The following is a 24189-nucleotide window of genomic DNA, read 5'->3' as shown; positions in this document are numbered from 1 at the left end:
GCGCCCGTCCGAGGTGCGTGGTGACGTCTCGGAAGGACGGCGCGCTGATGCGAGCGAGAGCGAGCGCGCCGTCAGGCGCGGCGGTCGCGGAAGGTGAAGAAGCGCCCCGTCACGAGCGCCGCGTTTATTGTTCCCACGCGCTAGAGCGTAGCAAGCGCGAGCGTCAGCTCGATCCCGCGGCCGGTGATCGCCTCGGCGGCGGTGTCGGACAGTTCGGTGTCGGTGACGATGACATCGAAGGCCTTGAGCTCGGCTGCCTTGTAGACGCTGAACGAGCCGTACTTGGAGGAGTCCGCCACCAGCACGCTCTCGGCCGTGCCACGCATCGCGGCCTGCTTCACGTCGACCTTGGACGGCTCGGGAGTCGTCACCCCGCGCGCGAGACTCCACGATGAGGCGCTGATGAAGGCGATGTCGGTGTTGAGCTGGGCGAGCACGAGTGCGCCGAGCGAGCCGATCGTCGAGCGGTTGGCGTGGTCCACGCGCCCGCCCGTGTGGATCGTGGGGATGCTCGTGCGTGCGAGTGCGTCGACGATGCCGAAGTCGTTCGTCACGATCGTGAGGCCGGTGCGTTCGAGGAGCAGCGGCACCATCGCCTGGATGGTCGTGCCGGCGTCGAGGTAGACGACCATGTCGTCGCGGACGCGGGCGGCGGCCGCCGCGGCGATCGCGGACTTCTGCTCGGGGCGCAGCAGCGACTTGTCGTCGCGCGAGGGCTCCGAGATCGCATGGGTCGCGAGGCGCACGCCGCCGGGAACGGCGAGGGCAAGCCCCTCCTGCTCGAGCACCGCGATGTCACGACGCACGGTCATGTGCGAGACGCCGAGGAGATCCGTGAGCTGGTGGACGCTCAAGACCTTCTCGCGGTGCAGGGCACGCATGAGTCTCTCGCGACGCTGATCGGGGATCACACGGGCCTCGCTGTCGGAGGTGATCGCCATACGCCCACCCTAACCGGCGACCGGCTCACGCCCCGAGGGGGGCAGGCCGGTACACGCGCTCTGCGGTCCCGGCGAAAACCGCCCACTGATCGCGCGCCGGGAGCACCGACAGCACCTCCTGGTAGGTCTCCAGAAGTCCGCGGTAGCTGACGAACATTCCGTCGACCGGGAAGTTGCTGCCGAACATCACGCGGTCGGCACCGAAGATGCGCACCATGTCGAGGATCACGTCGCGGTTGAGGTCGGTGGTCCACGGCTCTCCCTCGACGCACAGCCCCGAGGCCTTGATCACGACGTTGGGGGCGGCGGCGATCTCTTCCAGAGCGCGGCGCCAGCGCGCGATCGTCTCGGGGTGCCGGTCGAGCAGCACGCCGGAGTGGTTCACGACGAGGGTCGTATCAGGGAAGTCCTCGGCCAGCCGGCGGGCCTCGGGCAGGTTCCACCACGGAGTCTGGAGGTCGAAGTGCAGCCCGTACGCGGCGAGGAGCGCGTATCCCGCACGCCAGGTGTCGTCGCTCATGAGCGAGCGGCCGCCGCTGTCGACGTCGGCGGGCGAGGTGGGCCCGCCGGGCTTGTGCCGGACGCTCCGCACGAGAGGCGACGCCGCTTGCGCGGCGAGCGTGGCGGCCACGTCGGGCGCGGCGAGCCACGCTTGCGCGACCATGGCGCCCGGGACGCCGGTCGCGGAGTGGACCTCTTCGATGTAGCGGGTCTCGCCCAGCGGATCCGTGGGGTCCCACTCCGCCTCCATGTACACGGTCGCGGCGATGCCGAGCCCGTCGACGTCGGCGAGGTAATCCTCCGCACGGTACGTGCGCTTCATCGCCGTGTAGTCGCCGTAGCGGTGGGGGACGAGGATCTCCGGGGTGAGCCACGGGTAGAGGTTCCGCTCGAGATCCCAGACGTGGTGGTGCGCGTCCACGATGGGGCCGGCATAGCGGCCGGCCCCATCGAGCAGCAGGTCGTCAGACACTGACTGCTCCCCGCTTGACGCGCTTGCCCTCGAAGTCGATCGACAGCGAGGCCACGAGGTAGACGGCCGCGCACACGGCGAGGTAGATGAGCACGCCCGTGTAGCCGCCGGTGAACTGGACGATGAGGCCGGCCACGATGGGGACGATGATGCCCGACGACGTACCCGCGAAGTTCATGACCCCGCCGACGAAGCCGACCTTCTCGGGCTTGGCGAGCATGCCCGGGATGGTCCAGTAGAGCCCGCCGAAGAGGTTGAAGAACACGCCCACGCACAGGAGGAGGATCGCCGTTCCGGCGTCGGCGACGAACGGGAGCATCGCGAGCGCGGCGAGGCTGATCGCGCCCGAGCCACCGAAGAGGATTTTCAGGGCGACGTTCGGGGCGAACCGGCGCTGGAGCAGGTCGGCGAGAAGGCCCGAGAGGATCTCGCCGAACGCGCCGCAGAGGAAGATGACGAACGTGGCGAAGCCCATGGCGGCCAAGTCCAGGCCCCGGGCGTTGGAGAGGTAGTTGGGGCCCCAGGTGACCAGGCCCCAGAACACCATCGCCCAGCCCATGCGCCCGACGACCATCCAGATCGTGGTGCCGACGGTCAGCCCGGGCTTCTCCTTCGCGACGACGTCACGTCCGCCGTTGGTCTCGATGAACTCGGCCTCGGCGGCGTTGACGAGCTTGTGCTCGCGCGGGGTGTTGCGGATGTAGGCGTAGACGGCCAGGCCGATGAAGATCGTCGCGACACCGATGATGATGAACGACCAGCGCCAGGACCCGGTCGCGGTGATGAGCCCCGCCACGATCAGTCCGCCGAGCGCGGATCCGAGGGGAGCGCCGGAGTCGATGAGGGTCACTCCCGAGGCGCGGCGGTTCTGCGGCATCCACTTGGAGACGAGCTTCGACGCGGCAGGCATGTACGGGGCCTCGAACGCTCCGAGTCCGAGGCGCGCGAGCACGAGCATGAAACCGTTGAGCGCGAGGCCGGCCAGAGCCGTGAACCCGCCCCAGACGGCGGCGGCGATCCCGATCACCTTGCGCGGTCCCCAGCGGTCGGAGGCGAGGCCCCCGGGGATCTGGAACAGGCAGTACGTCCAGAAGAACGCCGACAGGATGAGGCCTTGGACGGCAGGCTCCAGCAGGAACTCGGCGCTGATGGTGGGCAGAGCCACCGACAGCGACGCCCGGTCGATGCAGTTGACCGTGTAGAAGAGGAAGAGGATGACGACCACCGACCAGCGGATGTTCGTCTTGCGGGGCGCGCCGGCGCGGGTCTGCGCCGCCGCGGAGGTGGTCTGAGTCATCGGGTGCTCCTTTGCGTTCGGGTGAGAGTCAGACGAGAAGGGCTCGCGCCGTCGACCAGGTGTCGCGCAGCAGCGGCTCGGGGTCGGCGAGGTCGGCGAGCATGATCAGCTCGCCCGCGGCCACCGGACGCGCGAGCGTCGTGTGGGCGGCGAGGTAGAAGGGCGCCGCGTCGGCGGGGGTGGCGGCGATCTCCCGCACGACCGGGGCGACGCCCTCGATCTCGTGATGGTGGCCGCCCATGGTCAGGCGGGTGCCGGCGGCGAGGTCGTGCCGGGCCCGGCCCGCCATCATCACGCGAGGCGCCGCGCCGGGACGACCGGTGCCGACCCCGAGCCGTGCGGCCGCGGCGATGGTGGCGACCGTCTCGACACCCATCAGGTGATACGGCCAGAAGATGCACGCGTATCGTCCGTCGCGGCTGAGGACGTGCCCCTTCTGGCGCAGCACCTCCCACGTCGACACGTCGCCGGTGCGGACGACGACGAACTCTCCGCCCGCGAAGCTGGGCTCACCCACCACGCGCAGCGCGCTGAAGACGTCGACCCGATTGGGGCCCTCGAGGATGCCGCCGTCAGCGCGGAGCGCGTAGATGTCGGCGAGTTCCGCGATGCGAGCCACGGGGTAGTGGAAGAGCTCGGTGTCGGGGACGAGGTCGCTCTGGGCGGCGACGGCGGCCATCTCACAGAGGTCGGCCGCAGCGCTCCGCGTGAACGCCGCAACGGCGGCGGCCCGGGCCGCGAGCGTGCTCTCGACCTCTCCCAACGCGAGAAGACGGTCGAACGCCGCCGTGTCGACCTCGTGCGTCTCGTCGAGCTGGGTGACGGTGCCGGCGGCGGGGTCGTAGACGAGGTCGTATTCGCTCGACTTCCCGGCCGCGACGACCTCGAATCCGACCAGGCGCGCCCATCCGATGAGATCCAGGAGGTTGGCGGGCTGGTCGCCGTGCGCCAGGGTGTAGACCACGCCGGCCTCGTTCGCCGCCCGGCCGAGAGCGGGGCCCGAGACGGTGTCGACCTCTTTGGAGACCATCACGACATGACGGCCGTCTTCGATCGCCGCCAGGCTCGCGCGGGTTCCGTGGACCGGGCTTCCCGTGGCCTCGACGAGGACTTCTGCATCGGACGCGCGGATGAGGTCGAGGTCGGAGACGATCGCGATCCGCTCCCCCGCCGCCGCGACCTCGTCGGCCGACGAGGCGATCACGAAGGCGTCGGGGTCGTAACCGAGGTCGATGCAGAGCGCGGCGACGCCCTCGGTGTCGAGGTCGCAGAGCACGGTAGGACGGACGAGATCGCCGAGCTTCGCCTGCGCGAGGAGCGTTCTCGCGTAGGCTCCCTTGGCCCCCGTCAGCGCGAAGCGCGCCGGTTCTCCGCTGGTTCGCGAGAGCAGCGCCGTCACATTCATCGTTACCCGTCCTGACTCCACACGTCGTCGTGTGCCCAGACGGGCACGAGAGCACATAACCATAGATTCACATCTGAGTCAAACACATTCACATAACCTCACATCGGCCGTATATGCTGAGACGTGGAGGAACACATGAGCATCATCGGCTGCGTCGCGGACGACGTCACCGGCGCCACAGACATCGCGTCCGTTCTCGCTGCGGTCGGACGCAGCGCCCTCGTCGTGTTCGACGTCGACCGCGTGGACCCGGACGACCTGCGAGAGGCGGATGCGCTCGTGGTCGCACTGAAGTCGCGCACGGCTCCGGTGGAGGAGGCCATGGCCACCAGCACGGCAGCGATGCGGTGGACCCGTGACCAGGGGGCGAGCACGTTCTTCTTCAAGTACTGCTCCACGTTCGACTCCACCCCCGAGGGCAACATCGGGCCGGTCATCGACGCCCTGCTCGCCGAACTCGGCCTGGAGGTCGCCCTCGTCGCGCCCGCCTATCCCCGTAACGGACGCACGGTGTACCAGGGGCGCCTGTTCGTCGGACATGTGCCGCTGGATGAGAGCCCCATGCGGTACCACCCGTTGACGCCGATGCGCGATGCCAGCCTGGAGCGGCTCCTCCAGCCACAGACCGCGCTCGGCATCTCCTCCCTCTACCTCGATGCGGTGCGCTCGGGTCGCATCGAGGACGAGCTCGCCCCGACGGGAGCACCCCGGATCGTCATCGCCGACGCGATCGACGACGCCGACCTCGTCGCGCTGGCCCACTCCGCGGGAGACCACGTCCTCCTCACCGGCGGCGCCGGGCTCGCCCTCGGGCTGGGCGACGCCGACGGTGACGACGCGGCGGGCGGCGAGCCCGTTGCGTCCCGCCCGGGGGAACGACTGATCCTCAGCGGATCCGCCTCGGCCACCACCCGTCGCCAGGTCGCTCACGCGCGGGAGCACCTGCCCGCCCTCAAGCTCGACCCGGCGCGCATCGCCGACGAGCCGGCGGCCTACGCCGCCGAGGTGTTCACGTGGGTGACGGCGCAGTGGACCGCCGAGCCGGGACGCGCAGCCCTCGTCTATGCGACCGACGCCCTCACCGACCTCGACGCACCGGCGGCCGCGGTGTCCGGCGACGACGTGGAGCGCGTGCTCGGCCTCGTCGCGCAGCACGCCGCGCCACGGCTGGGCGCACTCATCGTCGCGGGCGGCGAGACGAGCGGCCGGGTCGTCCAAGACCTCGGGATCGCCTCGCTCCGCGTGGGGCAGGTCATCGCCCCCGGTGTGGTGTGGACCGATGCCCTCGCCGCGCACGGCCGGATGGGGCTGGCCCTGAAATCGGGCAACTTCGGCGCCGACGACATGTTCACCAACGCGTGGGAGCTTCTCGCATGAGCCTTGATTCGGCGACCGGAACCATCGCGCTCGAGCAGCGCCTCGCGCTCGTCGCCGCCGCTGCGGCCGCCACGCAGGCGGGTCTGAGCCCCGGTCGCTCGGGCAACGTCAGCGTGCGCGACGGGGATCTCGTCGCGATCTCCCCCACGAACGCCGACCTCGCGGGCCTCGACCCCGATGCCCTGTCGATCGTCGCCCTCGACGGACGACACCTCGAAGGTCCCCGTCCCTCGAAGGAGGTCTTCCTCCACATCGCCCTCTACGAGCGGGATCGTGACATGCGGTCGATCGTGCACGTGCACTCTCCGTATGCCGTGGCCGCCTCGTGCCGCGAGCCGTGGGCCGACCACTGCGCGCTCCCGCCGGTCACGCCCTACTTCCTCATGAGGGTGGGACAGGTTCCGCTCATTCCGTTCTACGCGCCGGGCGACGTCCGCCAAGCCGACGAGGTGCGGCGTTCGCCGTGGCGGTTCCGGGGGGCGCTGCTGGCCAACCACGGTCAGATCACGGCGGGCGCGACCCCCGACGCGGCTCTCAACGCCGCCATCGAAGTGGAAGAGGCGTCGCGCACCTGGCTCCTCCAGCCCGACGACCGGTATCGCCTCCTGACCGAGGAGCAGATCGCGGAGCTCACCCAGCGCTACGGGATGCCGTGGCGGGAGCAGGTGTCCGACGCGCCACCCGCCTGAAACTGGCGGCGCGGGCGGGACGGATCACTCCGCCTCGGTCGCGGGCGTCCACGCCAGCCACTGGTCGCCGTCGCAGCGGCGTCGGCGTGCTCCTTCTCGAAAGCGGCGGCGTTCGGGTACGTGGTCTGGGCGCTCCCGTGAGCGACATCGTCGATCTCGGCGCAGCCCGCGAGGATCAGGACGATGGAGACGAGGCCCAGCCCGGCCAGTCGTGCGCGTGGCTCAGCACGAGCCCGGAGAGCGTTCCCCGTTCGCACGCGATCCTCTCGACGAGCGCGATCGGCGCCGCGGGGTCGGAGAGGTCGCACGGAAAGTCGCCGGAGTCGAGATCGCTCGTCACCACGTCCCACCCGTCCGCGATGAGTCGGGGGACGATGCCCGCAGCGATGCTATTGGCGCGCGCGGCACCGCTCACCAGAGCGAGGGGCATGCCCCGAGGCTAGTCGACTGGCGCGGACGCACCTGCGAGTCTGGCCGGAGTCCTGCCGCCCTCCTTGCTGCGGATCGCGCGCGGAGAGGAGACTGCGCGCGTGGACATCTATCGCCTCGCGGGAGGCATCCTGCTGATCGTCGGAGGAATCGCCGATACGGCGCAAATGGTGGTCGGGCGGTTCGTGTCGACGCCGGCTTCTCCGGCTGTCATCGTGCTGATCACCGTCGGTCCGACGTTTCTCATCGCCGTCGGAGTCCTCCTCCTGGCTCCTGCCGTCGCAGGCCGGGCGCGGCTCGGATTCGTCGTCGCCGGGGTGGGTGCTCTCCTCCTCGCCGTCGTCAACACGGTGCAGATCGCGGCCGGCTCGCCTCTCGGGCCCGCCCCGTCGCAACTGGCATCGCTCCTGAGCCTCGCCGCGCTCACCGCCGGCGCGGCACTGGTGTTCTGGAGCGACTCGACCGGCGACCCGCTTCGATGGACTCTGGCGCTTCCCGCCATCGCGGCGGTGCTCGTCCTCGTGAGTCTCTTCGTCTTCCCGTGGGACGGAGCTCACCTCCTCGTTCCCGTCGCCTACGCCGTCTCGGGCGCGCTGCTCCTGCGGCCGGCATCTCGCGCACAGCGATCCCTTCCCGCGCACTGAGGGGTTCCGCGCAGGGCGATTCCGGGCGGGGCGGGGCCGGGCGGGGCCGCTACCATCGGGTGTCGTGACCGACCTCGATTCCCGTCTCACCGCCTTCGCCGCCCGCGTCGTCACTCCCGAGTTGAAACCTCGCGGGTACCGCAAGAAGCGGTGGGAATGGACCCGGGTCACCGGCGACGTGGTGCACGGCATCGGCCTGCAGCGCAGTCACGGCAACTCCGCCGACCACCTGCGGATCTACGTGAACGTCAGCGCCTACTCGGCAGAGTTCGCGCGCACCGTCGGATCGGCGGTTCCCGACGACCTCACTCGTGCGGCACCGCAGTACGTCACGCGGTTCGAGGACGTCGTCGCGTGGCCGGGGCAGTGGATCGACCTGGAGGAATGGAGCGACGACGCTCTCGACGACGCGTTCGCCGCCGCGCTCCGCGATCTCGATGCGCACCTCAGCCGCGTGACCGACGGGGCGTCACTGGCCGCCGTGCTCCGCGAGAGCGACGCTCCCCTGGACACGACGCTGTTCGCATGGTGGTGCGCCACGGGCGACCAGGACGCCATCCGGCGCCAGGTCCAGTCGGCGCAGGAACGGTTCGGGCAGGAGGAGCGCTGGCCCCGGCTCGCCGCGCAGTTCGAGCGGGTGGCAGCCCAGCACGGCATCACCCTGGACTGAATCGCGCGACCTCCGCGGATCAGCAAGAAGAGGGAGAGTCAGTCGCGAGGAACGGAAATCCGGATCGGCCAATGATCCGTTTTCGTGATCGACAGGCTCCGATCCACCTCCCACGTCGCCGCAGCCGGCGAGTATCCCTTCCCCACGAGGAATCGGTCGATCGATACGCCCAGGATCGGCGGGAGACTGGTCGGCCAGGTCGACGCGGATCCGGCGCCATTGGCTGCCGCGACGTCGTGGCAGCCTCCGAGCTGATCACCGCCCAGGTTGTTGAGGGTCGAGTTCAGGTCCCCGAGGACGACGACCCAGGGACTCGCGGAGCACGTTCGATGAACCCACTCGATGTGCTGTCGCCACGTATCGATGGCGGACAGGGAGGGTTGTTGAAGGTGCGTGCCCACGATGATCGGTGTCCGCGCGGACGGCGCCGCGGGGGTGAGCGCAAGCCCGGCCCACGGAGGTGTGCCGCTGTCGATGGCGTACTGCCCTTCCTCGGCGAGAGCGCGCGTCATGATGATGGACGTGGCCGTCCAGTCGGGAGCGAACGCGACGACGTCGTGCCCACCCGCGCGAAGAATCTCAGCGACCTCTTCGCCCAGCTTCCACGGCGTTTCGGGGAGGACGACGATGGCGCTATGCCGACCCCGAAATGTGGATTCGACCGCGCCTGCGATGTCTGACACGTCTTCCCCCCGAGCGTTCCAGGCCATGCCGTAGATTGCCGCGTCTGCGCTGGGTGCTCGTCCGTCAGAAGCGCCCTGCGCAATGACTCGGCCCCCGAACATCGCCGCGCCGAAGACGCAGACGACTCCGAGAACGATGGCGGCCCGGCGGAAGCGACGCACCAGGATCACGGTGGCACCCGCGGCGATACTCAGCGCCGCCAATCCGAGTGCAATGGGCCTATCGGCTGCGACGACGAAGGCGATACCGGGCCACTCTCGCGCCTCGGTGAAGGGCGCAACCCACACGATGACGAGCACGACGATCGCGATACCGGGTACGAGAAGACGCGCTATTTTCACCCGCCCACCGCGCCCGTCGCCGGGATCGACAGCCGCTCCGCCCGACGCGCATCCCGCCGGTACATCGCGGCGTGCTCGGCGAACTCCGGGTTGCCCGTCTCGCGATGCCGCCCGTCGGTGTACTCAGCGAGCTCGCGGAGGCGATCGGCGACAGCGGTCAGCACCTCGAATCGTGAGAAGGACATCCCGTACGCGGAGACGAGTCGGTCGATCCGCCCCAACTGCTGCTCCGTGGTGAACTCCGCCCCGGCGTCTCCCGCCAGCGGGGCGAAACGATATGCGAGGTAGGAGAGATCGCGAAGACGCGGCCCGGGAGCGGCCATATCGAAGTCGAACAGGCCGGTCAACCGCCCTCCGGAGAAGGTCATGTTGTACGGGGCGGCATCGTTGTGGCAGATCACCTCGGCCGGATGGTGGCGAGGCGACCGCCACGAGAGGTCCTGCACCACCAGAGGCACGCTCGCATCGTGGACGCGCCGTAGCAGCGCACCCGCGTCGTCGAGGATCGTCGGATCCCAGAGCCAGTCGGGTAACGGGTAGGCGCCGACCTCGCCCGGTAGGAAGGAGAGCACTTCCCGGCCCCGATCGTCGAACCCGATCGGCTCCGGGACGGCTTCGATCCCCGCGACTCGAAGCGTGCGGAGCAGGGCGTGGACCGCGGGAGTCCAGGGTCCGGCTTCGCGTCGCACCGTGTCGCCCACCCTCACCACGGCGGTCGAGTTGCCGCCGGTGAGCGGTTGCTCCTCGGTCACGCGCTCTCGGGATCCGTGGCCGCAGCAGCGAGCTGCTTCAGGCGGGTGGAGATCGCGACGTATCCGGTGGTCCAGGCGACGACGACCGCGACAGAGCCCGAGCTCGCCGCGACCATGCCCGCCGCCGACCCGCTGGCCGCCGACAGGATCGACCAGGAGACGAGGGCCATGAGCGCGATGATCGATCCGGTCACGAGCCACCTCATGCCCGCCCGGAGGCGAGCCGCCTCGTCCGCCGACGGGTGCTCCTGCTCACGTTCGATCCCGCTGTCCATGACCCCCACGCTACGAGGGACGACACCCGATCACCTCCCCCGGGCGACGGAGATCGGCTACTCGATGCGATAGACCCGGTACAGCGGGGTCACCCCCGTCGCGCGAAGCCGTCGATCGCCTCGGTCGTGAGCGCCATCTCGATCTCCCCGCCGTGGCCCTCGGTCTCGACGATCTCGAGACGACTGCCGGGCCAGGACCGGTGCAGGAGCCACGGCGTGATCGCGGGTCCGCTGACGTCGTAGCGGCCGTGAACGAGCACACCCGGAATCCCCGCGAGGGCTGCCGCGCGCGGGAGGATCGCCTCGTCACCGCGGAGGAAGCAGTCGTTCGCCCAGTAGTGAGTGACGAGGGTCGCGAAGTTCTCCCGCGTGCGGGAGTCCTCGTGAGACGGACCCGGCTGGTAAGCGGGGTCGAGGGAGACGTGCGTCGACTCCCACGCGTCCCAGCGATCGGCCGCCGCGGCGCGGACCGCCGGGTCCTGACTCCTCAGCAGTGCCGCGTAGTGCTCCACCACGCGCTCACCGGGAGCCAGGTCCGCCGCGAGCTCCGCCCATGCCTCGGGGAAGATCGCCCCCACCCCCTCGGTGATCCAGTCGATCTCCGACCGCGCGCCGGTCGTGACGGCGGTGAGGACGAGCTCCGTGACCCGCTCGGGATGGGCGAGCGCGTACGCGAGCGCGAGGGTGGAGCCCCACGAGACGCCGTGGACCAGCCACGCATCGATGCCCAGGTGTGCGCGGAGCGCTTCGATGTCGGCCAGGAACGCGGGGGTCGTGTTCTCGTCGAGGTGGTCGAGGTCGTCGATGGCCCACGGCGTACTCCGGCCGCACCCGCGCTGGTCGAGTCCGACGATCAGGTAGACGTCGGGGTCGAACCGCCGGCGATAGCCCCCTCGCCCGAGCCCGCCGCCCGGGCCGCCGTGGAGGTACAGCGCCGGTCGCCCCTCCGGGTTGCCGGACGTCTCCCAATGGAGGCCCACCCCACCGGGGCGCGACAGGATGCCGGAGGCGAACGGTTCGAGCGGAGGATGCACGGTCGAAGGATAGCCGGGCCACACGCGCACGCCCCATGCTCGTGCAGTCCCGCCAGCGGCGCGTAGACCCTTCTCAGCAGTCGAGCACCAGGCGCGGCGTGAGCGAACGCGAGACGCAGGGGAACATCACGTCGTTCGCCGCCTTCTCGTCGTCGGTGAGGATGACGTCTCGGTGATCGGGCACGCCGTCGAGGACGGTGGTCTCGCAACTGGCGCAGTTGCCCTCACGACAGGACCACATGACGTCCACCCCGGCCTTCAGCAGCACGTCGAGCAGGGAGCACCCGGCCGGGACGGGGTGCACCTCGCCTCCCGCCCCCAGCTGCACCTCGAAGGCGGACGCGTCGGACGACGCACCCGCCGGCTCCCCGCCGTCCGGGGTCGCGGAAGCCGGTGCCGGAGCCGGGGCGAAGTCCTCGATGCGCAGCCGCTCGGGCGCGACGAGATCGGAGAGCTCGTCGAGCATCCGCCGCGGTCCGCACGCGTAGACGAGGGCCTCTGGGCCGGCATCGGCGACGACGGCGGCGAGCGTCGTGTGGGTGTCCACCGCGCGGTCGACGATCACCGCCGCGGGCCCGAGGGCGGCGAGGCGCTCGCGGAACACCATCCGTTCGGCACCTCGGTCGAAGTAGTAGAGACGGAACGGGGTGCCGCTCTCGGCCAGATGCTCGGCCATCGTGAGGATCGGGGTGATGCCGATGCCTCCCGCGACCAGGACGTAGCGGGGCGCCTGCTCGAGGGCGAACGTCGCTCGCGGGCCGGCGACCCGCACCGCGTCGCCGGCGCGGAGTCCCTCGTGCGCGAACACCGATCCGCCGCGGCCCGCGCGATCCAGCCGCACGGCCACGGTCCAGGCGTCGGACTCGGCGCGCGCCCCGCACAGGGAGTACTGCCGGGTCAGCCCCGACGTCAGCTCGATGTCGATGTGGTCGCCGGGACCCCACGGCGGCAGCGGACGACCGTCCTCGGCCGCGACCGTGATGCGCACGACGTCGGCGCTGAGGGGGGCGACCTCTCGCACGACGAGCCGATCACGCATCATCTCACTCGTCGACACGCGCCGCCTCCCCGGCCGTGCCGTAACCGGCGCGCGACGCGACGATCGTCTGGAACATCGCGGTGATCTGGTCCCAGTGCTCGACGAGCGACGTGTGGTCGGAGCCGACCGAACGCCGCCCGGCCTGGAGCTTGTAGAGGAAGGGGATGTCCTGCTCGTTGACGTGGAAGAGCACCTCGACCAGCGAGGAGATGCTCTCGGCGAACCGCGGGTCATCGGCATCCTTGTCCACGAACACCGCCATGTGCTCCACGGTGTGGGTCGCCGAACGCGGGTCGAGCGCGATCACTTGGAACCAGTCCGCTTCCAGGAACACGAGCGCATTGGGGAAGAGGCAGAAGATGTCCTGCGACTCCTTCTTGTCGTCGGGAACGTCGCCGAGATAGGGGAGCTGATCCTCGCTCTTCTTGGCCTTGCCGACCGCTCCCCGGGGGTAGGAGCCGCCGACGATGAGGGACGGCTCGATCACGACGTCGTCGACGTCGAGCGACGCCGCGACCGGACCCACCTGCGGGTGGACGAAAGGCAGATGGTAGAAGTCGAGGAAGTTCTCCACGCACAGCTTCCAGTTGACGGCCAGATCGAACTCCCGCTCGGCGCCCAGGTGCAGACGGTCGAAGTCGATGTACGACCACCGCTCCACGAGCGGCCCCGCCGACTCCAGGAACGGACGGGGATCATCGGACAGGTTGACGAAGATCATGCCCGCCCAGGTCGCGCTGGCGACCGGCAGCAGATGCAGACGCTCCTTGGCCTCGGGAGACGGGTTGCCGCGACGTTCCCGCGTGAAGTACGGAGCCGCGGCGAGGCTGCCGTCGAGGTTGTACGACCAGCAGTGGTACGCGCACTGGATACGCTGGGTGACCTCGATCGGCTCCTCGGTGAGAACCATCCCGCGGTGGCGGCACGAGTTGTGGAAGACCTTGATCTCCTCCTCGGTGGAGCGCACGAGCAGGAGCGGCGACCCGGCGATCGTCACGGGCCGGACATCGCCGACGTTGGGGATCCAGTGCGCGTAGCCTGCCCACGACCAGCCGGAGCGGAAGATGGTCTGCTGCTCGTGAGCGAACGCCTCCTCGTCGGTGTAGGCGTAGGCGGGGACGATCGAGGTGCCGAGCGTGGCCTCGGTCAGCGGGCCCTCGACGATGACGTTCTTGCCGCTGGCGGTGGGGACGTAGGTGACTGGAGCGGCGGGGGTGGAGGTGGTGTCCATCGGGAGTCCTTCTGCGGGTGATCAGGCGGGAACGGGAACGATGCGGGCGGCGGCGGCGAGGTCTGCCTCTGCCCATTCGATGAGCTGCCGGGCCTCGGCCCAGCGGTCGGACAGCTCGACGCCGTCGGCGTCGACGAGGGCGTACGGCGTCGTGCCCAACTCGGTGACGAAGGTCACCGGCTCCTCACGGGCCGCCTCCTCGCGGGCGGCGAGGAGGTGCGCGAAGCCGTCTCGCCACCAGCGGCGCGTGAGCGCGATCCAGGGCTGCGACCCCTCGTGGTGCAGCGGGATCTGCACTTGGCAGCGGGACGCGATCCGCCCCTGCAGGCTGCCCGCGCGGGAGAGGATCGCCGCGATCTTCTCCTCGATCTCGGCGGTGGGCTCGGCGGGGATCTCGGCGCCGACGATGTAGTGGGACAGGTCGATCGCGAGGCGCACGGCCGGATCGAGCTCATCCACCAGGCGCCGGGTGAAACGCAGGTCGTTGGTGAGGGTGTTGCGGTGCGTCTCCAGCTCAAGGTGAACGCCGGCCGCCGCGGCACGGGCGTGCCAACCGGCGACGAGGTCGGCCGCCTCGCGAGGGTCGTCCGGATACACGCTCGCGCACAGCACCATGTCGCGGGCCTCGATCCGGGCGGCGTAGTCGAGGGCCTCGTCGAGCGCTGCCGTGGTGCCGGCGAAGGTGAACACCATCCGCTCCAGCCCCGACCCGGCCAGCGCACGGTCGAGAGCCTCGGCGGTCGGAGCCCGGCGAGCACCCAGGTCGACGGCGACACCCGCGTACCCCGCCTCCACGAGCAGCCCGATCTGTTCCTCGAGGGTCCAGGGAGCCGCTGCCGTCGGCAGGTCCTCCATGGCCCAGAGCGACTGGAACGTGCGCAGAGCGGGAGGGGCAAGGCGGGTCATGGCGTTTCCTATCAGTTGCTCAAGTGAAGCCATGAGCGAAACGATATACGTCACGAGCCGTGAAAAATGCGCAAAGATGTTGTTGAGCTACATCCGTAACAAACTTTCTCTTCAACGGAAACACGACGGTAACGCGCGACCGATTCAGTAAGCTCGGGCCCGCGAACGAAGGAGAGGCATGTCCGCATCCCCCGCGCGCGAGGCGCTGCTCTCGGCGTTGATCGACGACGGCCGCGCCTCCGTCGAAGCGCTCGCCCGCGCGACCGGACTCTCGGCATCTCACACCCGGCAGCTGCTGGCGGCCCTCGCCGCCGACCACATCGAGGTTCGGGGCATCATCCACCCCTCTGTCTTCGGTCAGCACGCCCTCGCACACCTGCTCATCACTCCCACCGGCGCCGTCGCCGACGTCGTAGCCGCCCTCGTCGACGACCCTGCGCTCCCCTACATCACCCGCGTCGCGGGCGAGGCGGCCGTGGCCGCCGAAGTGCGCGTGGCCGACCGAGCGGCACTGGCGGAACGGCTGCGCCGGATCCGCGCACTGCCGTCGGTGGCGACCGTCGAGGTCGACGAGTACCTCGACGTGGTGAAGGACGCCATGGTCCGGCTGCATCCCCTCGGCGACGTGCACCTCGATGCGGTGGACAGAGTGCTCCTGCGCGAGCTGCAGGCCGACGGACGCGTGCCGTACGCCTCGCTGGCTCGCCTCGTCGGTCTCACGACCGCCTCGGCCCGCGCACGCGTGCTCCGACTGATCGAGGCGGGTGTCGTCCGGATCGGCGTGCGCCAGCAGGCCCGCCCCGACTCGCTGCAGATCGGATTCCGGATGGTCGCCGACGACGACGGCACACTGGAGGCCGCCCTCATCGCGAGGGGAGGCGTGGAGTACCTCGCCACCTCCGTGGGGCGTTCGAGCTTCGTCGGCACGCTCCGGGTCGCGGGGCTGGAGGCCGCCGCCGCCGAGATCGACGCACTGAACGCTCTCCCCGGCGTGAACGTGCTCACCACCTGGGTGCACCTGGCCGTGGCCAAGGAGATCTACGACACCCAGGACATCCCCGACAGACCGACCGAGAGGACCCGATGATGAGCGACGACGTGTGGGATGCCCCCTTGGCGACGATCCCCCTGCGCGCCACCGTGACGGTGCCGCACCTCGGCGCGAGCACGAGCCCCGCGAACACCGAGGTGTACGCCCCCACCGTCGCCGACGCCGCCGTGTTCCTCTCGGCTGCCGCCGTCACCACGGGTACCGTCGTCGTCCGCAACTGGGACGCGATCGCCGGCGAGCCCTCGGCCACTCCCCTGCGCGAAGCGCTCGCCTCGATGGGCACATACGTCGTCCGCTCCGCCGAAGGGCTCACCTGCACCAGCAGGTCGACGTCGGGACACCTGCGCGGCATCGTCGTCGACCTCTCCGACCACCGCGACCTCGTCGCCCCGCTCCTGGTACTCACCGCGCTCGCCGACGATCCGAGCGAACTGCGCGGTCTCGGGGAGCACGGCTCCTACGTCGACCGGCTCCTCGCAGAGCTGCAGGGCCTCGGCGCCCTCGTGGACTGGGACGGCGAGACCGCGCGCGTGTTCCCGCAGCCGCTCCACGGCGGCGAATGGACCGGAGCGGGCGAGCCGGCCGCCGCCGCACTGGGAGCCGTGCTCGCCCTGCTGGTGCCGCACATGCGGGTGTCCGGCCTCACGCTCGACGACGCGAGCGGACGTCGCTTCCTCGAAGAATGGCACGCGGCGATGGCCGCCGACGAGCACATCCTCCCCGGCGCGACGCGCGGTACCGTCCCCTTCTACATCTGAGGCGACGCGTGGGCCTCCCACCACGCGACGGCCGACCGGGCGGGCTGCTGCTCGTAGCCTTCGAGCGACCGCTCCGACAGGTAGGCGATGTGGGGGGTGACGATCACGCGCGGATGCGTCCGCATCGGGTGATCGGCCGCGGGCGGTTCCGCGTCGAGCACGTCCACGGCCGCGCCCCGGAGGGAGCCGGCATCCAGCGCCGCGATGAGCGCCGCACTGTCGATGAGCTCACCGCGGGAGACGTTCACGATGCTCGCGCCCGCGGGGAGAGCCGCGAGCTCCGGCGCCCCGATGACGCCGGCCGTCTCGGCGGTCAGGGGCACGTGCAACGACAGCACGTCGCTCGCGGCGAGGAGCGCGACGGCGTCCACGAGCTCGTCGACGCCGTCGGGAGCGGCCGCGACGTAGGGGTCGTGTGCGATGACCCGGGCGAAGAGGGGACGGGCGAGCTGCGCGAGGCGTCCCCCGATCCGGCCCAGGCCGAACAGGCCCAGGGTTCGCTCCGACAGACGCCGCGGCACCGCCTCATAGGCCTCGCTCCACGAGCCCGCCGACACCGCGGCCGCCGCCGGGAGCACACCGCGCTCGACGGCGAGGAGCAGGGCGAGCGCGTGCGCGGCGACCTCCTCGGTCGCCACCCCGACGAGCGGCTGGACGACGACGCCGCGCGCCGCCGCCTCCGCCGCGTCCACCATGTCGATTCCCGCGGACGCCGTGCCGATGTAGCGGAGGGCGGGGAGAGCGTCGAAGAACTCTGCGCCGAGGAACGCATAGCCGGCGAGCGCGATCACCGCGCCACGCGCGGCGTCCGGGATGGTCGGGTCGGTGTCGAGCGCCAGGACGTGCACCTCGAACCCCGCCTCCTCCAGGATCCGGCGGGCGGGGCCGACGTCGAGGTCGGTCACGTCGGTGATGACCGCGACCGGCGCGTCGCTCACGGGGCGGGCTCGTCGAGCGCGCCGGACGCGAGACGTTCGACGACGCGCGTGAACACGGCGACCCCGGCGAGGGCGTCGTCGTCGCGCGTGTACTCGGCCTCGTTGTGGGTGATGCCCTCCACGCTCGGCACGAAGACGAGCACCGTGGGTGCGATGTCCTTCATGTTCGTGGCGTCGTGTCCGGCGAGCGTCAGCACCCGGGTGTGCGAGTGCCCGGCCGCCGCCGCGGCCTCCTCGGCCACGGCGATACCCCGCTCGAGGAACGGCCCGCTGTTCCACGTGACGGTGGAGAGGATCTCGATCTCGGTGCGGCTCGCTGCGGCGGCGGCGGCGATCGCCTCACGCAAGTGGGCGCCGGCCGAGACCAGGGTCTCGCTCGAGGGCGCCCGCAGGTCGACGAGCATCCGCACCTCGCCGGCGACGGTCACGGGAGAGTTCGGGAACGCGTCCAGCTCGCCCACCGACGTGTGCAGGGCTTCCACGGGGAACAGGTCGCACAGGTCACGCACGCGGGTGATCAGGTGCGCGGCCCCGAGGATCGCGTCCTTGCGGTCGGCCATGCGGGTGGCGCCGGTGTGCGACTGGTCGCCCCGCACGAGCACGTCGTACTTGTGCGCCGACCAGGTGGCCTCCACCACTCCGATCGTGATGCCCTGCTCCTCCAGTGAACGCCCCTGCTCGATGTGGATCTCGGCGTAACCGGCGACCTCGCCCAGCTCGAACGCGCCGCGCGCATCGATGTCGTCGAGGGCGTCGGCCACGCGCACGCCGAAGCGGTCGGTCGTCTCCAGGACGGCATGGAGGTCGAGGATTCCGGTGAACACCCCGCTGCCCATCATGCTGGGCTTGAAGCGCGCGCCCTCCTCGTTGAACCAGTCGACGACCGCGATGTTGTACCTCGGGGTCTCTCCGCGCGCGCGGAAGCCCTCCGCGGCGGCGATGGCGGCGTGGGCGGCAGCGAGCACGCCGTACGACCCGTCGTAGCGCCCGCCCTTGGGCTGGCTGTCGAGGTGCGAGCCGAAGAGCACGACGGGCGCGTCACCGGCCGGACGGATGACGCCGAACATGTTTCCCGCGGCATCGGTGCCGACCTCGAACCCGTGCTCTCGCAGAATCGCGGCGAGCCAGGCGCGTGCATCGCGGTGAGCGGCCGTACCGGCGATGCGGTCGAGTCCTCCGCGAGGCGTGGCACCGAAAGCGCTCATCTCCGCGAAGTCGGCCAGGAAGTCGCGCCCCGTCATGCCCAGTCCCTCTGCAGCTCCATCGTCGAGCAGTGGATGCCGCCACCGTTCTTGAGGATCTCGCGGTAGGGCAGCGTGACCACGGTCACCCCGTGCTTGTCCGCAAGCATCTCGGCGGTGCGGGGCAAGTGGTCGGGCATGATCACGGTGCGCCGGTCCAGGACGAGGAGGTTGCACGCCCACTCCTCCGACGGATGCACCTCGACCAGTTCGACGCCGAGCTCGCGCAGGGCGTTCATATAGTCGTACGGGGCGAGCCGCGGGTTGACCAGGGCCAGGTCGTCGTCGAGCATCGACGAGCACATGTCGAGGTGGATGAGGTAGCCCGGCAGCGAGAAACGGTGCAGCGTGATGCCGTGCGGCTCCAGCAGCCGCGCGAGCTGGCGATAGCCTTCCGGATTGCAGCGCACCGACGTGCCGAAGAAGGCGGTGTCGCGACGGACCTTGACGAAGGTTCCCCCCTCCACGAGACCCGAGCCGGTGATCGTGCCGAGGATCGGCATCCCGGCTCCGGCAACGGCCGCCGTGATCGACTGCTCCTCCCCACGGCGTACCCGCGCGGCGAGTCGGCCGATGATCGCGCCCCCGGGGATCGTGACGAGCGGGTCGCGCGTGTAGATCGACTTGGTGAAGGTGCGGGGCAGCTCGTCGGCCACGTGCACCTCGACGCCGTGTGCGCGCAGCGTGTCGACGAGGCCGTCGTGCTCGGCGGCGACGCGGTCGAGATCGGGGGTCTCACGGCCCGTCCAGTACCAGCGCAGCGCCGGGTCGACGAGGGCGTCGAGGTCGTCGGAGTACGCGTCCGCGCGGATGTCGGCCAGGCCTGGGCTCGGCCGGCGCACCAGCACCGAGCGGAGGCGGCTGACCTCGTCGGCGGCGCCCCAGCGACGGCCCCACGTCGCCTCCAGCTCCCCGGTGTCGTCGAATGCGGGGAACGGCTCGGGGCCGAGGAGCGCGTGGAAGCGCCCGTCCGAGATCTCCAGGGTGGAGTCGATGGTGGTCATGACGGTCCTCTCTCAGACGGTGGCCGCGACGGCGGCGGCTTCACGGGCGACGATGACGGTCGCTCCGGCGGAGCCGAACGCGTCGCGCAGGGCGGTGGCAAGTTCGTCGGGGGTGTCGACCGTCACGGCGTGAGCGCCGAAGCCGCGGGCGATGGCGGCGTGGTCGTGGGCGGTGACCTCGGTGTCGATGCGTTCGGCGCCGGCCCGGTCGAAGGAGTCGCGGATCTCGCCGTAGCCGCGGTTGTCCCAGATCAGTAGCGTGAACTGGCGACCGAGGTCGACGGCGGTGGCGAGTTCGGGCAGCGAGAACAGCACACCGCCGTCACCGGCGATGGCGAGGACGGGACGCTCGGGCTCGGCGATCGCCGCCCCGACCGCCATCGGCACGGCAGCCCCGAGGGTGCCGAGGCCGTAGGTGGCGATGCGTGCCGTGGGAGAGCTCGGCACGACCATCTGGTGCAGCGTGTAGGCGAGCTGGGTGGAGTCGAGCACCGTGACCGCCTCGGCGGGAGTCGCGGCGACGATCGCGTCGATCCACGGCGCGTGGCCCTCGGACTGCGTCGTCCACGCCACGTCGGCGCGGGCGACGGCGGCGCGCGCCGCACCATCGCCTGCGGGGCGTGACGCGCTCTCCGCGAGCACCGCCACCACCGCAGCCGCGTCTCCGAGCACCGCGACGTCGGCGGGGAACGGAACGTGGAGGGCGTCGGGGTCGACGTCGACGCGCACGAGCGTTCCGTCGATCTGGATCGGGCGGCCGGAGTACAGCACGTCGGTCTCGGAGAACTCGGTGCCGACCGCGAGCACGACGTCGGCTTCCTTGAGGAGCCTCTGCGCGCCGGCGAAAGGCAGGAGCACCCCGACGTTCAGCGGATGCGCGGCGGCCAGCACGCCCGCCGCGTTGCCGGTGGTGACGACGGGCGCGTCCAGGGCCTCGGCGAGCTGGGTCACCTCGGCCCCACGGCTGCCGCCACCGGCGAGGATCGCGGGCCTGCTCGCCGACGACAGCACGCGGCTCGCGTCGGCGAGCGCTGCGGGGTCGGGCTCGGGAGTCGCCGTGGGAAGCGGCAGCCGCGTGAACGGTGCGGGGATCTCGCGCTCCAGCAGGTCGATCGGGAGGGAGATCACCGCGGGGCCGGGACGGCCGGTGGTCATCGCGGCCCAGGCGGCGGCGAGCACGGCGGGGAACTCGGCGGGGTCGGTCACGCGCCACACGTGGTCGCTCACCCCGGCGGCTGCCGCGGTCTGATCGCGCACGTCGTGCAGGGGACCGCGGCGGCGACCGGCGAGCGTGGAGTCGGTGTCGGCGGCGAGGAACAGAAGCGGCACCGAGTCGTGCCACGCCTGGGCGAGCGGGGTGAGGGCGTTGAGGAGACCGGGTCCGGTCACCAGGATCGCGACGCCGGGGCGTCCCGTCTGACGCGCGTAGGCGTCGGCCATGAAGCCGACGCCCTGCTCGTGGCGGGCGGGGTGCGAAGCGATGCCGGCGTCGCGCAGCCCGCGATACATCTCGATGGTGTGCACACCGGGGATGCCGAAGACGGTGTCGACACCGTAGTCGGCGAGGAGGCGCGTTACTCCTTCTCCGAATCTCATGACTCTCTGTCTCTCTCGTCGCCGGGGACGGCGGATCGTGCGCGGAACGTGGGGTGGGGCGGAATGGCGTCGCGGTGCGCCGGTGCGATCCGCGGCTCAGTGGAGGTGCGCGAGGAACTGTCGGGTGCGCTCGTGCTCGGGCTGGGTGAAGAAGCGCTCGGGCTCGGCCTGTTCGAGGATCACGCCGTGGTCGAAGAACGCCACCTCGTCGGCCACACGGCGGGCGAAGCGGGTCTCGTGGGTGACGACGATCATCGTCATCCCCTCGGCGGCGAGCTCCTCCATGACATCCAGCACCTCGTGCACCAGCTCGGGGTCGAGGGCGCTCGTGGGCTCGTCGAAGAGCATCACCTTCGGGCTGAGCACGAGCGCCCGGGCGATCGCCACGCGCTGCTGCTGACCGCCGGAGAGCTCGGAGGGAAAGGAGTGGATGCGATGGCCGAGACCCACGCGCTCGAGCATCACTGCCGCGCGTTCCTGTGCCTCGGCACGGCTGACGCCGGGGAGCTCGGCCAGGCGCAGGGACACGTTGCGCAGCGCGGTGAGGTGCGGGAAGAGGTTGAAACGCTGGAACACCATGCCGATGTCGCGGCGCTGCACCGCCAGCATCCGCTCCGGTGCATGGCGATCGGTGCCGGGACGCACCCCGATGCGTTCCCCGTCGAGGATGATCGTGCCCTTGTCGGCGGGCTCCAAGAGGTTGAGGAGGCGCAGGAGCGTCGACTTCCCGCTGCCCGAGGGGCCGAGGAGCGCTTTCACCTGACCGGTGCGCGCGGCGAAGTCGACGCCCTTGAGCACCTCGACCTCGCCGTAGCACTTGTGGAGATCGGCGGCGGCGATGAGCGGGCCGTCGGTGAGGGTGCCGGTGGGCACCGAGTCGAGGATGGTGTGGCCGGTCATCGAACGCCCGCCTCCTTGCGCTGCTCGGCGGCCGGGGCGGCGACGCCGCCCAGGTCGATGGTGGGGATGGATCCGGTGTTCACGGCCGACCTCCGCTTCCGCTTGGGGCTGGTCCAGCGGTATCTCCGCTCCAGCCGGTTCTGCAGGATCATCAGGACGGAGACGATCACGAGGTAGTAGACGGTCGCGGCGGCGTAGTACTCGGCGTACCGGAAGGTCGTCGAGACGCCCAGCTGCGCCGTGGTCAGCAGCTCCCGCAGAGAGATCACGCTCGCCAGCGACGTGTACTTCACCATGGCGATGAACTCGTTCCCGGTGGGCGGGATGGCCACCCGGATGGCCTGCGGCAGGGTGACCTTGAACAGCACCGAGACCGGCTTCATCCCGAGTGCGCGGGCGGCGAGGGCCTGACCGTCGTCGACGCTCTGCATCGCCGAGCGGATGATCTCGGCCATGAACGCGGCCTCGGTGAGCGCCAGACCGATGACCGCCGCCAGGAACGGGGAGTACCAGCTCTGCCGGAACGCGGGGATCAGCTGCGGCGCCGCGTTCCACAGCAGCAGCAGCACGAGCAGGGCGGGGATGGCGCGGAACAGCCAGATGTACACGCGGGCGACGGCACGCAGCACCGCGTTCTTCCCCATCGTCGCCAGCGCCAGCAGGAAGCCGAGCACGATCGCGGCGATCTGTGACAGCACCGCCACCGAGATGGAGAGGAAGGCGCCGTTGAGGAACGCCTGCGAGAACACCTGCTGGAGGAAGATCTGGACGTCGAAGGTCATGGGGTTCCGTTCGCGGTTCGGGCGTCGAGGTCGACGACGATGCGACCGCCGCCGTGGGTGGGGAGAGCGCGGATCGCCTCGGTGGCGGCATCCAGGGAGATGCGGGGTCCGAGCAGGAGGTCGAGCGGAAGGCGTCCGTCGAGGTAGAGCGCGGCGATCGCGGGAAAGTCGCGCCGCGGCACGGACGAGCCGTAGTTGCAGCCGATCAGAGTGACACCGCGGGTGACGAGGTCCCAGGTGTCGATCTCGGCGGTGCCGTCCACGCGCGGCATGCCGACGAGCACGCAGCGCCCGCCCGACACGACATGGCGGGGAAGGTAGCCGGAGACGGCGGGGGCTCCGATCGCGTCGAAGGCGACGTCGGCGCCTTCCGGCAGGAGGGCGCGAAGGCGATCGCGCTCGTCGCCGTCGGCGAGGACGAGGTCGGTCGCCCCGGCCGCACGGGCGGCCTCGAGCTTCTCCGGCGAGCGATCCACGGCGACGATCCGGCTCGCGCCCCGCAGCGCCAGGGCGAGGATGATGGCCTGTCCGACGCCACCGCAGCCCACCACGACGGCGGACTCTCCCGGCTCCACCGCGGCGGTGTGCACGACGGCGCCGTAGCCCGTGGTCACCGAGCACCCGACGATGGCAGCGACGGCCGCGGGAACCTCCGCCGGCAGGGCGATCGCGGCGTGGGCGGGAACGACGACGTACTCGGCGAAGGCTCCGACGCCGAGATACGGCCACACCTCCTCACCCGATGCGTCGTCGCTCGTCGCGGTGAGCCCGCCGGGGAGCGTGTTCGATACCGCGGGGCTCTGCGCACACAACCAGGGACGATCACGTAGGCACGCGGCGCAGGTCAGGCAGGAGGCGTACCAGTTGAGCGAGACGAGGTCGCCGACGTCGAGGTCGGAGACCCCTGGACCGATCGCGTCCACCGTTCCGGCGCCCTCGTGACCGAGGACGACGCGCTGGCCCGTGGGCCAGTCACCGTTGATCGCGTGAAGATCGGAATGGCACACCCCGGCGGCACGCATCCGCACCCGCACCTCCCCCGGTCCCGGGGCTCGCACCTCGGTGCGCCGCACGCGCGGCTCGGCGTCGACGCGATCGTCGAACACGAGCGCGCGCGAACGGCGAGAGGCGGTGGTCTCGGTCGCTGTCGTCATCACGCGCTCCTTTCGGGATCTGGCGGGTGGGGGGCTGGGGGTGGCGGAGCCGGGGTCGGGGGGGGGGGGGGGGGGGCG

General features: G+C 70.7%; 25 protein-coding genes. 6 read left to right on the top strand and 19 right to left on the bottom strand.

What is annotated here, in order from left to right; translation table 11 throughout:
• Nucleotides 1–140: 140 nt before the first annotated feature.
• From QM591_RS02020 to QM591_RS02005, 4 genes are read right to left on the bottom strand one after another with little or no spacing between them, the layout of a single operon-like run.
• Entirely contained in the window at nucleotides 141–941 is an 801-nt protein-coding gene (locus tag QM591_RS02020; protein ID WP_067165211.1) for a DeoR/GlpR family DNA-binding transcription regulator, read from the bottom strand.
• 25 nt (nucleotides 942–966) lie between these two features.
• The gene (locus QM591_RS02015) at nucleotides 967–1914 is read right to left on the bottom strand and encodes an amidohydrolase family protein (protein ID WP_415129092.1); all 948 of its coding nucleotides are present in this window, start codon (nucleotides 1912–1914) and stop codon (nucleotides 967–969) included.
• The gene (locus QM591_RS02010; RefSeq protein WP_067165208.1) at nucleotides 1907–3211 is read right to left on the bottom strand and encodes an MFS transporter; all 1305 of its coding nucleotides are present in this window, start codon (nucleotides 3209–3211) and stop codon (nucleotides 1907–1909) included. Before QM591_RS02010 ends, QM591_RS02015 begins: the two co-directional genes overlap by 8 nt.
• A gap of 28 nt (nucleotides 3212–3239) precedes the next feature.
• A complete protein-coding gene (locus QM591_RS02005; protein ID WP_415129090.1) occupies nucleotides 3240–4616 on the bottom strand; it encodes a homoserine dehydrogenase in 1377 nt (458 codons plus the stop codon).
• 135 nt (nucleotides 4617–4751) lie between these two features.
• On the opposite strand from QM591_RS02005, the gene otnK reads away from it, so the two are divergent.
• Nucleotides 4752–5993: a 3-oxo-tetronate kinase gene (gene otnK, locus QM591_RS02000; protein WP_415129088.1), complete on the top strand. Its 1242-nt coding sequence runs from the start codon at nucleotides 4752–4754 to the stop codon at nucleotides 5991–5993.
• Nucleotides 5990–6682 (top strand): class II aldolase/adducin family protein, encoded by a 693-nt coding sequence (locus tag QM591_RS01995; RefSeq protein ID WP_415129086.1) that lies wholly within the window; start codon nucleotides 5990–5992, stop codon nucleotides 6680–6682. The genes otnK and QM591_RS01995 overlap by 4 nt, the downstream gene beginning before the upstream one ends.
• 175 nt (nucleotides 6683–6857) lie before the next feature.
• Here QM591_RS01995 and QM591_RS01990 read toward each other — a convergent pair whose 3' ends face one another.
• Complete coding sequence (locus QM591_RS01990; RefSeq protein WP_415129084.1) at nucleotides 6858–7112, bottom strand: hypothetical protein; 255 nt, start codon at nucleotides 7110–7112, stop codon at nucleotides 6858–6860.
• 100 nt (nucleotides 7113–7212) lie between these two features.
• Between QM591_RS01990 and QM591_RS01985 the strand changes: the two genes are divergently transcribed.
• Together QM591_RS01985 and QM591_RS01980 are read left to right on the top strand one after the other, a co-directional pair.
• Nucleotides 7213–7755 carry a hypothetical protein gene (locus tag QM591_RS01985; protein ID WP_415129082.1) on the top strand — a complete coding sequence of 181 codons (543 nt, stop codon included), beginning with the start codon at nucleotides 7213–7215 and terminating at the stop codon, nucleotides 7753–7755.
• A gap of 64 nt (nucleotides 7756–7819) precedes the next feature.
• Entirely contained in the window at nucleotides 7820–8425 is a 606-nt protein-coding gene (locus tag QM591_RS01980; protein WP_415129080.1) for a DUF4304 domain-containing protein, read from the top strand.
• A 38-nt stretch (nucleotides 8426–8463) separates the two neighbouring features.
• Here the strand turns inward: QM591_RS01980 and QM591_RS01975 are convergent, their stop codons facing one another.
• The 7 genes from QM591_RS01975 to QM591_RS01945 form a co-directional block, all read right to left on the bottom strand.
• On the bottom strand, nucleotides 8464–9408 hold the full coding sequence (locus QM591_RS01975) for a hypothetical protein (protein WP_415129078.1): 945 nt from the start codon (nucleotides 9406–9408) through the stop codon (nucleotides 8464–8466).
• A 38-nt stretch (nucleotides 9409–9446) separates the two neighbouring features.
• On the bottom strand, nucleotides 9447–10202 hold the full coding sequence (locus tag QM591_RS01970; RefSeq protein ID WP_415129076.1) for an aminoglycoside phosphotransferase family protein: 756 nt from the start codon (nucleotides 10200–10202) through the stop codon (nucleotides 9447–9449).
• Entirely contained in the window at nucleotides 10199–10477 is a 279-nt protein-coding gene (locus tag QM591_RS01965) for a hypothetical protein (protein WP_415129074.1), read from the bottom strand. The genes QM591_RS01970 and QM591_RS01965 overlap by 4 nt, the downstream gene beginning before the upstream one ends.
• Before the next feature lie 89 nt (nucleotides 10478–10566).
• A complete protein-coding gene (gene pip, locus QM591_RS01960; protein WP_415129072.1) occupies nucleotides 10567–11511 on the bottom strand; it encodes a prolyl aminopeptidase in 945 nt (314 codons plus the stop codon).
• A 73-nt stretch (nucleotides 11512–11584) separates the two neighbouring features.
• Nucleotides 11585–12568: a PDR/VanB family oxidoreductase gene (locus QM591_RS01955; protein ID WP_415129070.1), complete on the bottom strand. Its 984-nt coding sequence runs from the start codon at nucleotides 12566–12568 to the stop codon at nucleotides 11585–11587.
• On the bottom strand, nucleotides 12555–13781 hold the full coding sequence (locus QM591_RS01950) for an aromatic ring-hydroxylating oxygenase subunit alpha (protein WP_415129068.1): 1227 nt from the start codon (nucleotides 13779–13781) through the stop codon (nucleotides 12555–12557). Before QM591_RS01950 ends, QM591_RS01955 begins: the two co-directional genes overlap by 14 nt.
• Before the next feature lie 21 nt (nucleotides 13782–13802).
• Nucleotides 13803–14687 carry a sugar phosphate isomerase/epimerase family protein gene (locus QM591_RS01945; RefSeq protein WP_415129066.1) on the bottom strand — a complete coding sequence of 295 codons (885 nt, stop codon included), beginning with the start codon at nucleotides 14685–14687 and terminating at the stop codon, nucleotides 13803–13805.
• A 178-nt stretch (nucleotides 14688–14865) separates the two neighbouring features.
• Here QM591_RS01945 and QM591_RS01940 point away from each other — a divergent pair, with 178 nt between their 5' ends.
• Nucleotides 14866–15774: a winged helix-turn-helix transcriptional regulator gene (locus tag QM591_RS01940; RefSeq protein WP_415129064.1), complete on the top strand. Its 909-nt coding sequence runs from the start codon at nucleotides 14866–14868 to the stop codon at nucleotides 15772–15774.
• Nucleotides 15774–16496: a hypothetical protein gene (locus tag QM591_RS01935; RefSeq protein ID WP_415129062.1), complete on the top strand. Its 723-nt coding sequence runs from the start codon at nucleotides 15774–15776 to the stop codon at nucleotides 16494–16496. Before QM591_RS01940 ends, QM591_RS01935 begins: the two co-directional genes overlap by 1 nt.
• Here QM591_RS01935 and QM591_RS01930 read toward each other — a convergent pair.
• The 7 genes from QM591_RS01930 to QM591_RS01900 all read right to left on the bottom strand — a co-directional run bounded on the left by QM591_RS01930 (nucleotide 16487) and on the right by QM591_RS01900 (nucleotide 24111).
• Nucleotides 16487–17434, bottom strand: coding sequence for an NAD(P)-dependent oxidoreductase (locus QM591_RS01930; RefSeq protein ID WP_415129060.1), 948 nt, complete (start codon nucleotides 17432–17434; stop codon nucleotides 16487–16489). The two genes, QM591_RS01935 and QM591_RS01930, sit on opposite strands and share 10 nt — an antisense overlap.
• Entirely contained in the window at nucleotides 17431–18675 is a 1245-nt protein-coding gene (locus QM591_RS01925; RefSeq protein WP_415129058.1) for a M20 family metallo-hydrolase, read from the bottom strand. Before QM591_RS01925 ends, QM591_RS01930 begins: the two co-directional genes overlap by 4 nt.
• A complete protein-coding gene (locus tag QM591_RS01920) occupies nucleotides 18672–19679 on the bottom strand; it encodes a dimethylarginine dimethylaminohydrolase family protein (protein WP_415129056.1) in 1008 nt (335 codons plus the stop codon). Before QM591_RS01920 ends, QM591_RS01925 begins: the two co-directional genes overlap by 4 nt.
• Before the next feature lie 12 nt (nucleotides 19680–19691).
• Nucleotides 19692–21275, bottom strand: a complete 1584-nt coding sequence (locus QM591_RS01915; protein WP_415129054.1) for a thiamine pyrophosphate-binding protein — start codon at nucleotides 21273–21275, stop codon at nucleotides 19692–19694.
• A gap of 96 nt (nucleotides 21276–21371) precedes the next feature.
• The gene (locus tag QM591_RS01910; protein ID WP_415129052.1) at nucleotides 21372–22175 is read right to left on the bottom strand and encodes an amino acid ABC transporter ATP-binding protein; all 804 of its coding nucleotides are present in this window, start codon (nucleotides 22173–22175) and stop codon (nucleotides 21372–21374) included.
• On the bottom strand, nucleotides 22172–22957 hold the full coding sequence (locus tag QM591_RS01905) for an amino acid ABC transporter permease (protein WP_415129050.1): 786 nt from the start codon (nucleotides 22955–22957) through the stop codon (nucleotides 22172–22174). The genes QM591_RS01910 and QM591_RS01905 overlap by 4 nt, the downstream gene beginning before the upstream one ends.
• Nucleotides 22954–24111: an alcohol dehydrogenase catalytic domain-containing protein gene (locus tag QM591_RS01900; protein WP_415129048.1), complete on the bottom strand. Its 1158-nt coding sequence runs from the start codon at nucleotides 24109–24111 to the stop codon at nucleotides 22954–22956. Before QM591_RS01900 ends, QM591_RS01905 begins: the two co-directional genes overlap by 4 nt.
• Nucleotides 24112–24189: the final 78 nt, after the last annotated feature.

Source organism: Microbacterium sp., assembly GCF_047607225.1.
In the GTDB taxonomy this organism is placed as follows: domain Bacteria; phylum Actinomycetota; class Actinomycetes; order Actinomycetales; family Microbacteriaceae; genus Microbacterium.
Note: the sequence above shows the minus strand (reverse complement) of the source record. Positions and strands in the feature narration are given on the sequence as shown.

Coding starts and splice junctions, on each gene's coding strand:
- QM591_RS01940 (WP_415129064.1), top strand. CDS start 14,866: ATGTCCGCATCCCCCGCGCGCGAGGCGCTGCTCTCGGCGTTGATCGAC.
- QM591_RS01905 (WP_415129050.1), bottom strand. CDS start 22,957: ATGACCTTCGACGTCCAGATCTTCCTCCAGCAGGTGTTCTCGCAGGCG.
- QM591_RS01925 (WP_415129058.1), bottom strand. CDS start 18,675: ATGACGGGGCGCGACTTCCTGGCCGACTTCGCGGAGATGAGCGCTTTC.
- otnK (WP_415129088.1), top strand. CDS start 4,752: ATGAGCATCATCGGCTGCGTCGCGGACGACGTCACCGGCGCCACAGAC.
- QM591_RS02010 (WP_067165208.1), bottom strand. CDS start 3,211: ATGACTCAGACCACCTCCGCGGCGGCGCAGACCCGCGCCGGCGCGCCC.
- QM591_RS01935 (WP_415129062.1), top strand. CDS start 15,774: ATGAGCGACGACGTGTGGGATGCCCCCTTGGCGACGATCCCCCTGCGC.
- QM591_RS02005 (WP_415129090.1), bottom strand. CDS start 4,616: ATGAATGTGACGGCGCTGCTCTCGCGAACCAGCGGAGAACCGGCGCGC.
- QM591_RS02020 (WP_067165211.1), bottom strand. CDS start 941: ATGGCGATCACCTCCGACAGCGAGGCCCGTGTGATCCCCGATCAGCGT.
- QM591_RS01900 (WP_415129048.1), bottom strand. CDS start 24,111: ATGACGACAGCGACCGAGACCACCGCCTCTCGCCGTTCGCGCGCGCTC.
- QM591_RS01915 (WP_415129054.1), bottom strand. CDS start 21,275: ATGAGATTCGGAGAAGGAGTAACGCGCCTCCTCGCCGACTACGGTGTC.
- QM591_RS01950 (WP_415129068.1), bottom strand. CDS start 13,781: ATGGACACCACCTCCACCCCCGCCGCTCCAGTCACCTACGTCCCCACC.
- QM591_RS01995 (WP_415129086.1), top strand. CDS start 5,990: ATGAGCCTTGATTCGGCGACCGGAACCATCGCGCTCGAGCAGCGCCTC.
- QM591_RS01920 (WP_415129056.1), bottom strand. CDS start 19,679: ATGACCACCATCGACTCCACCCTGGAGATCTCGGACGGGCGCTTCCAC.
- QM591_RS01990 (WP_415129084.1), bottom strand. CDS start 7,112: ATGCCCCTCGCTCTGGTGAGCGGTGCCGCGCGCGCCAATAGCATCGCT.
- QM591_RS01945 (WP_415129066.1), bottom strand. CDS start 14,687: ATGACCCGCCTTGCCCCTCCCGCTCTGCGCACGTTCCAGTCGCTCTGG.
- QM591_RS01965 (WP_415129074.1), bottom strand. CDS start 10,477: ATGGACAGCGGGATCGAACGTGAGCAGGAGCACCCGTCGGCGGACGAG.
- QM591_RS01910 (WP_415129052.1), bottom strand. CDS start 22,175: ATGACCGGCCACACCATCCTCGACTCGGTGCCCACCGGCACCCTCACC.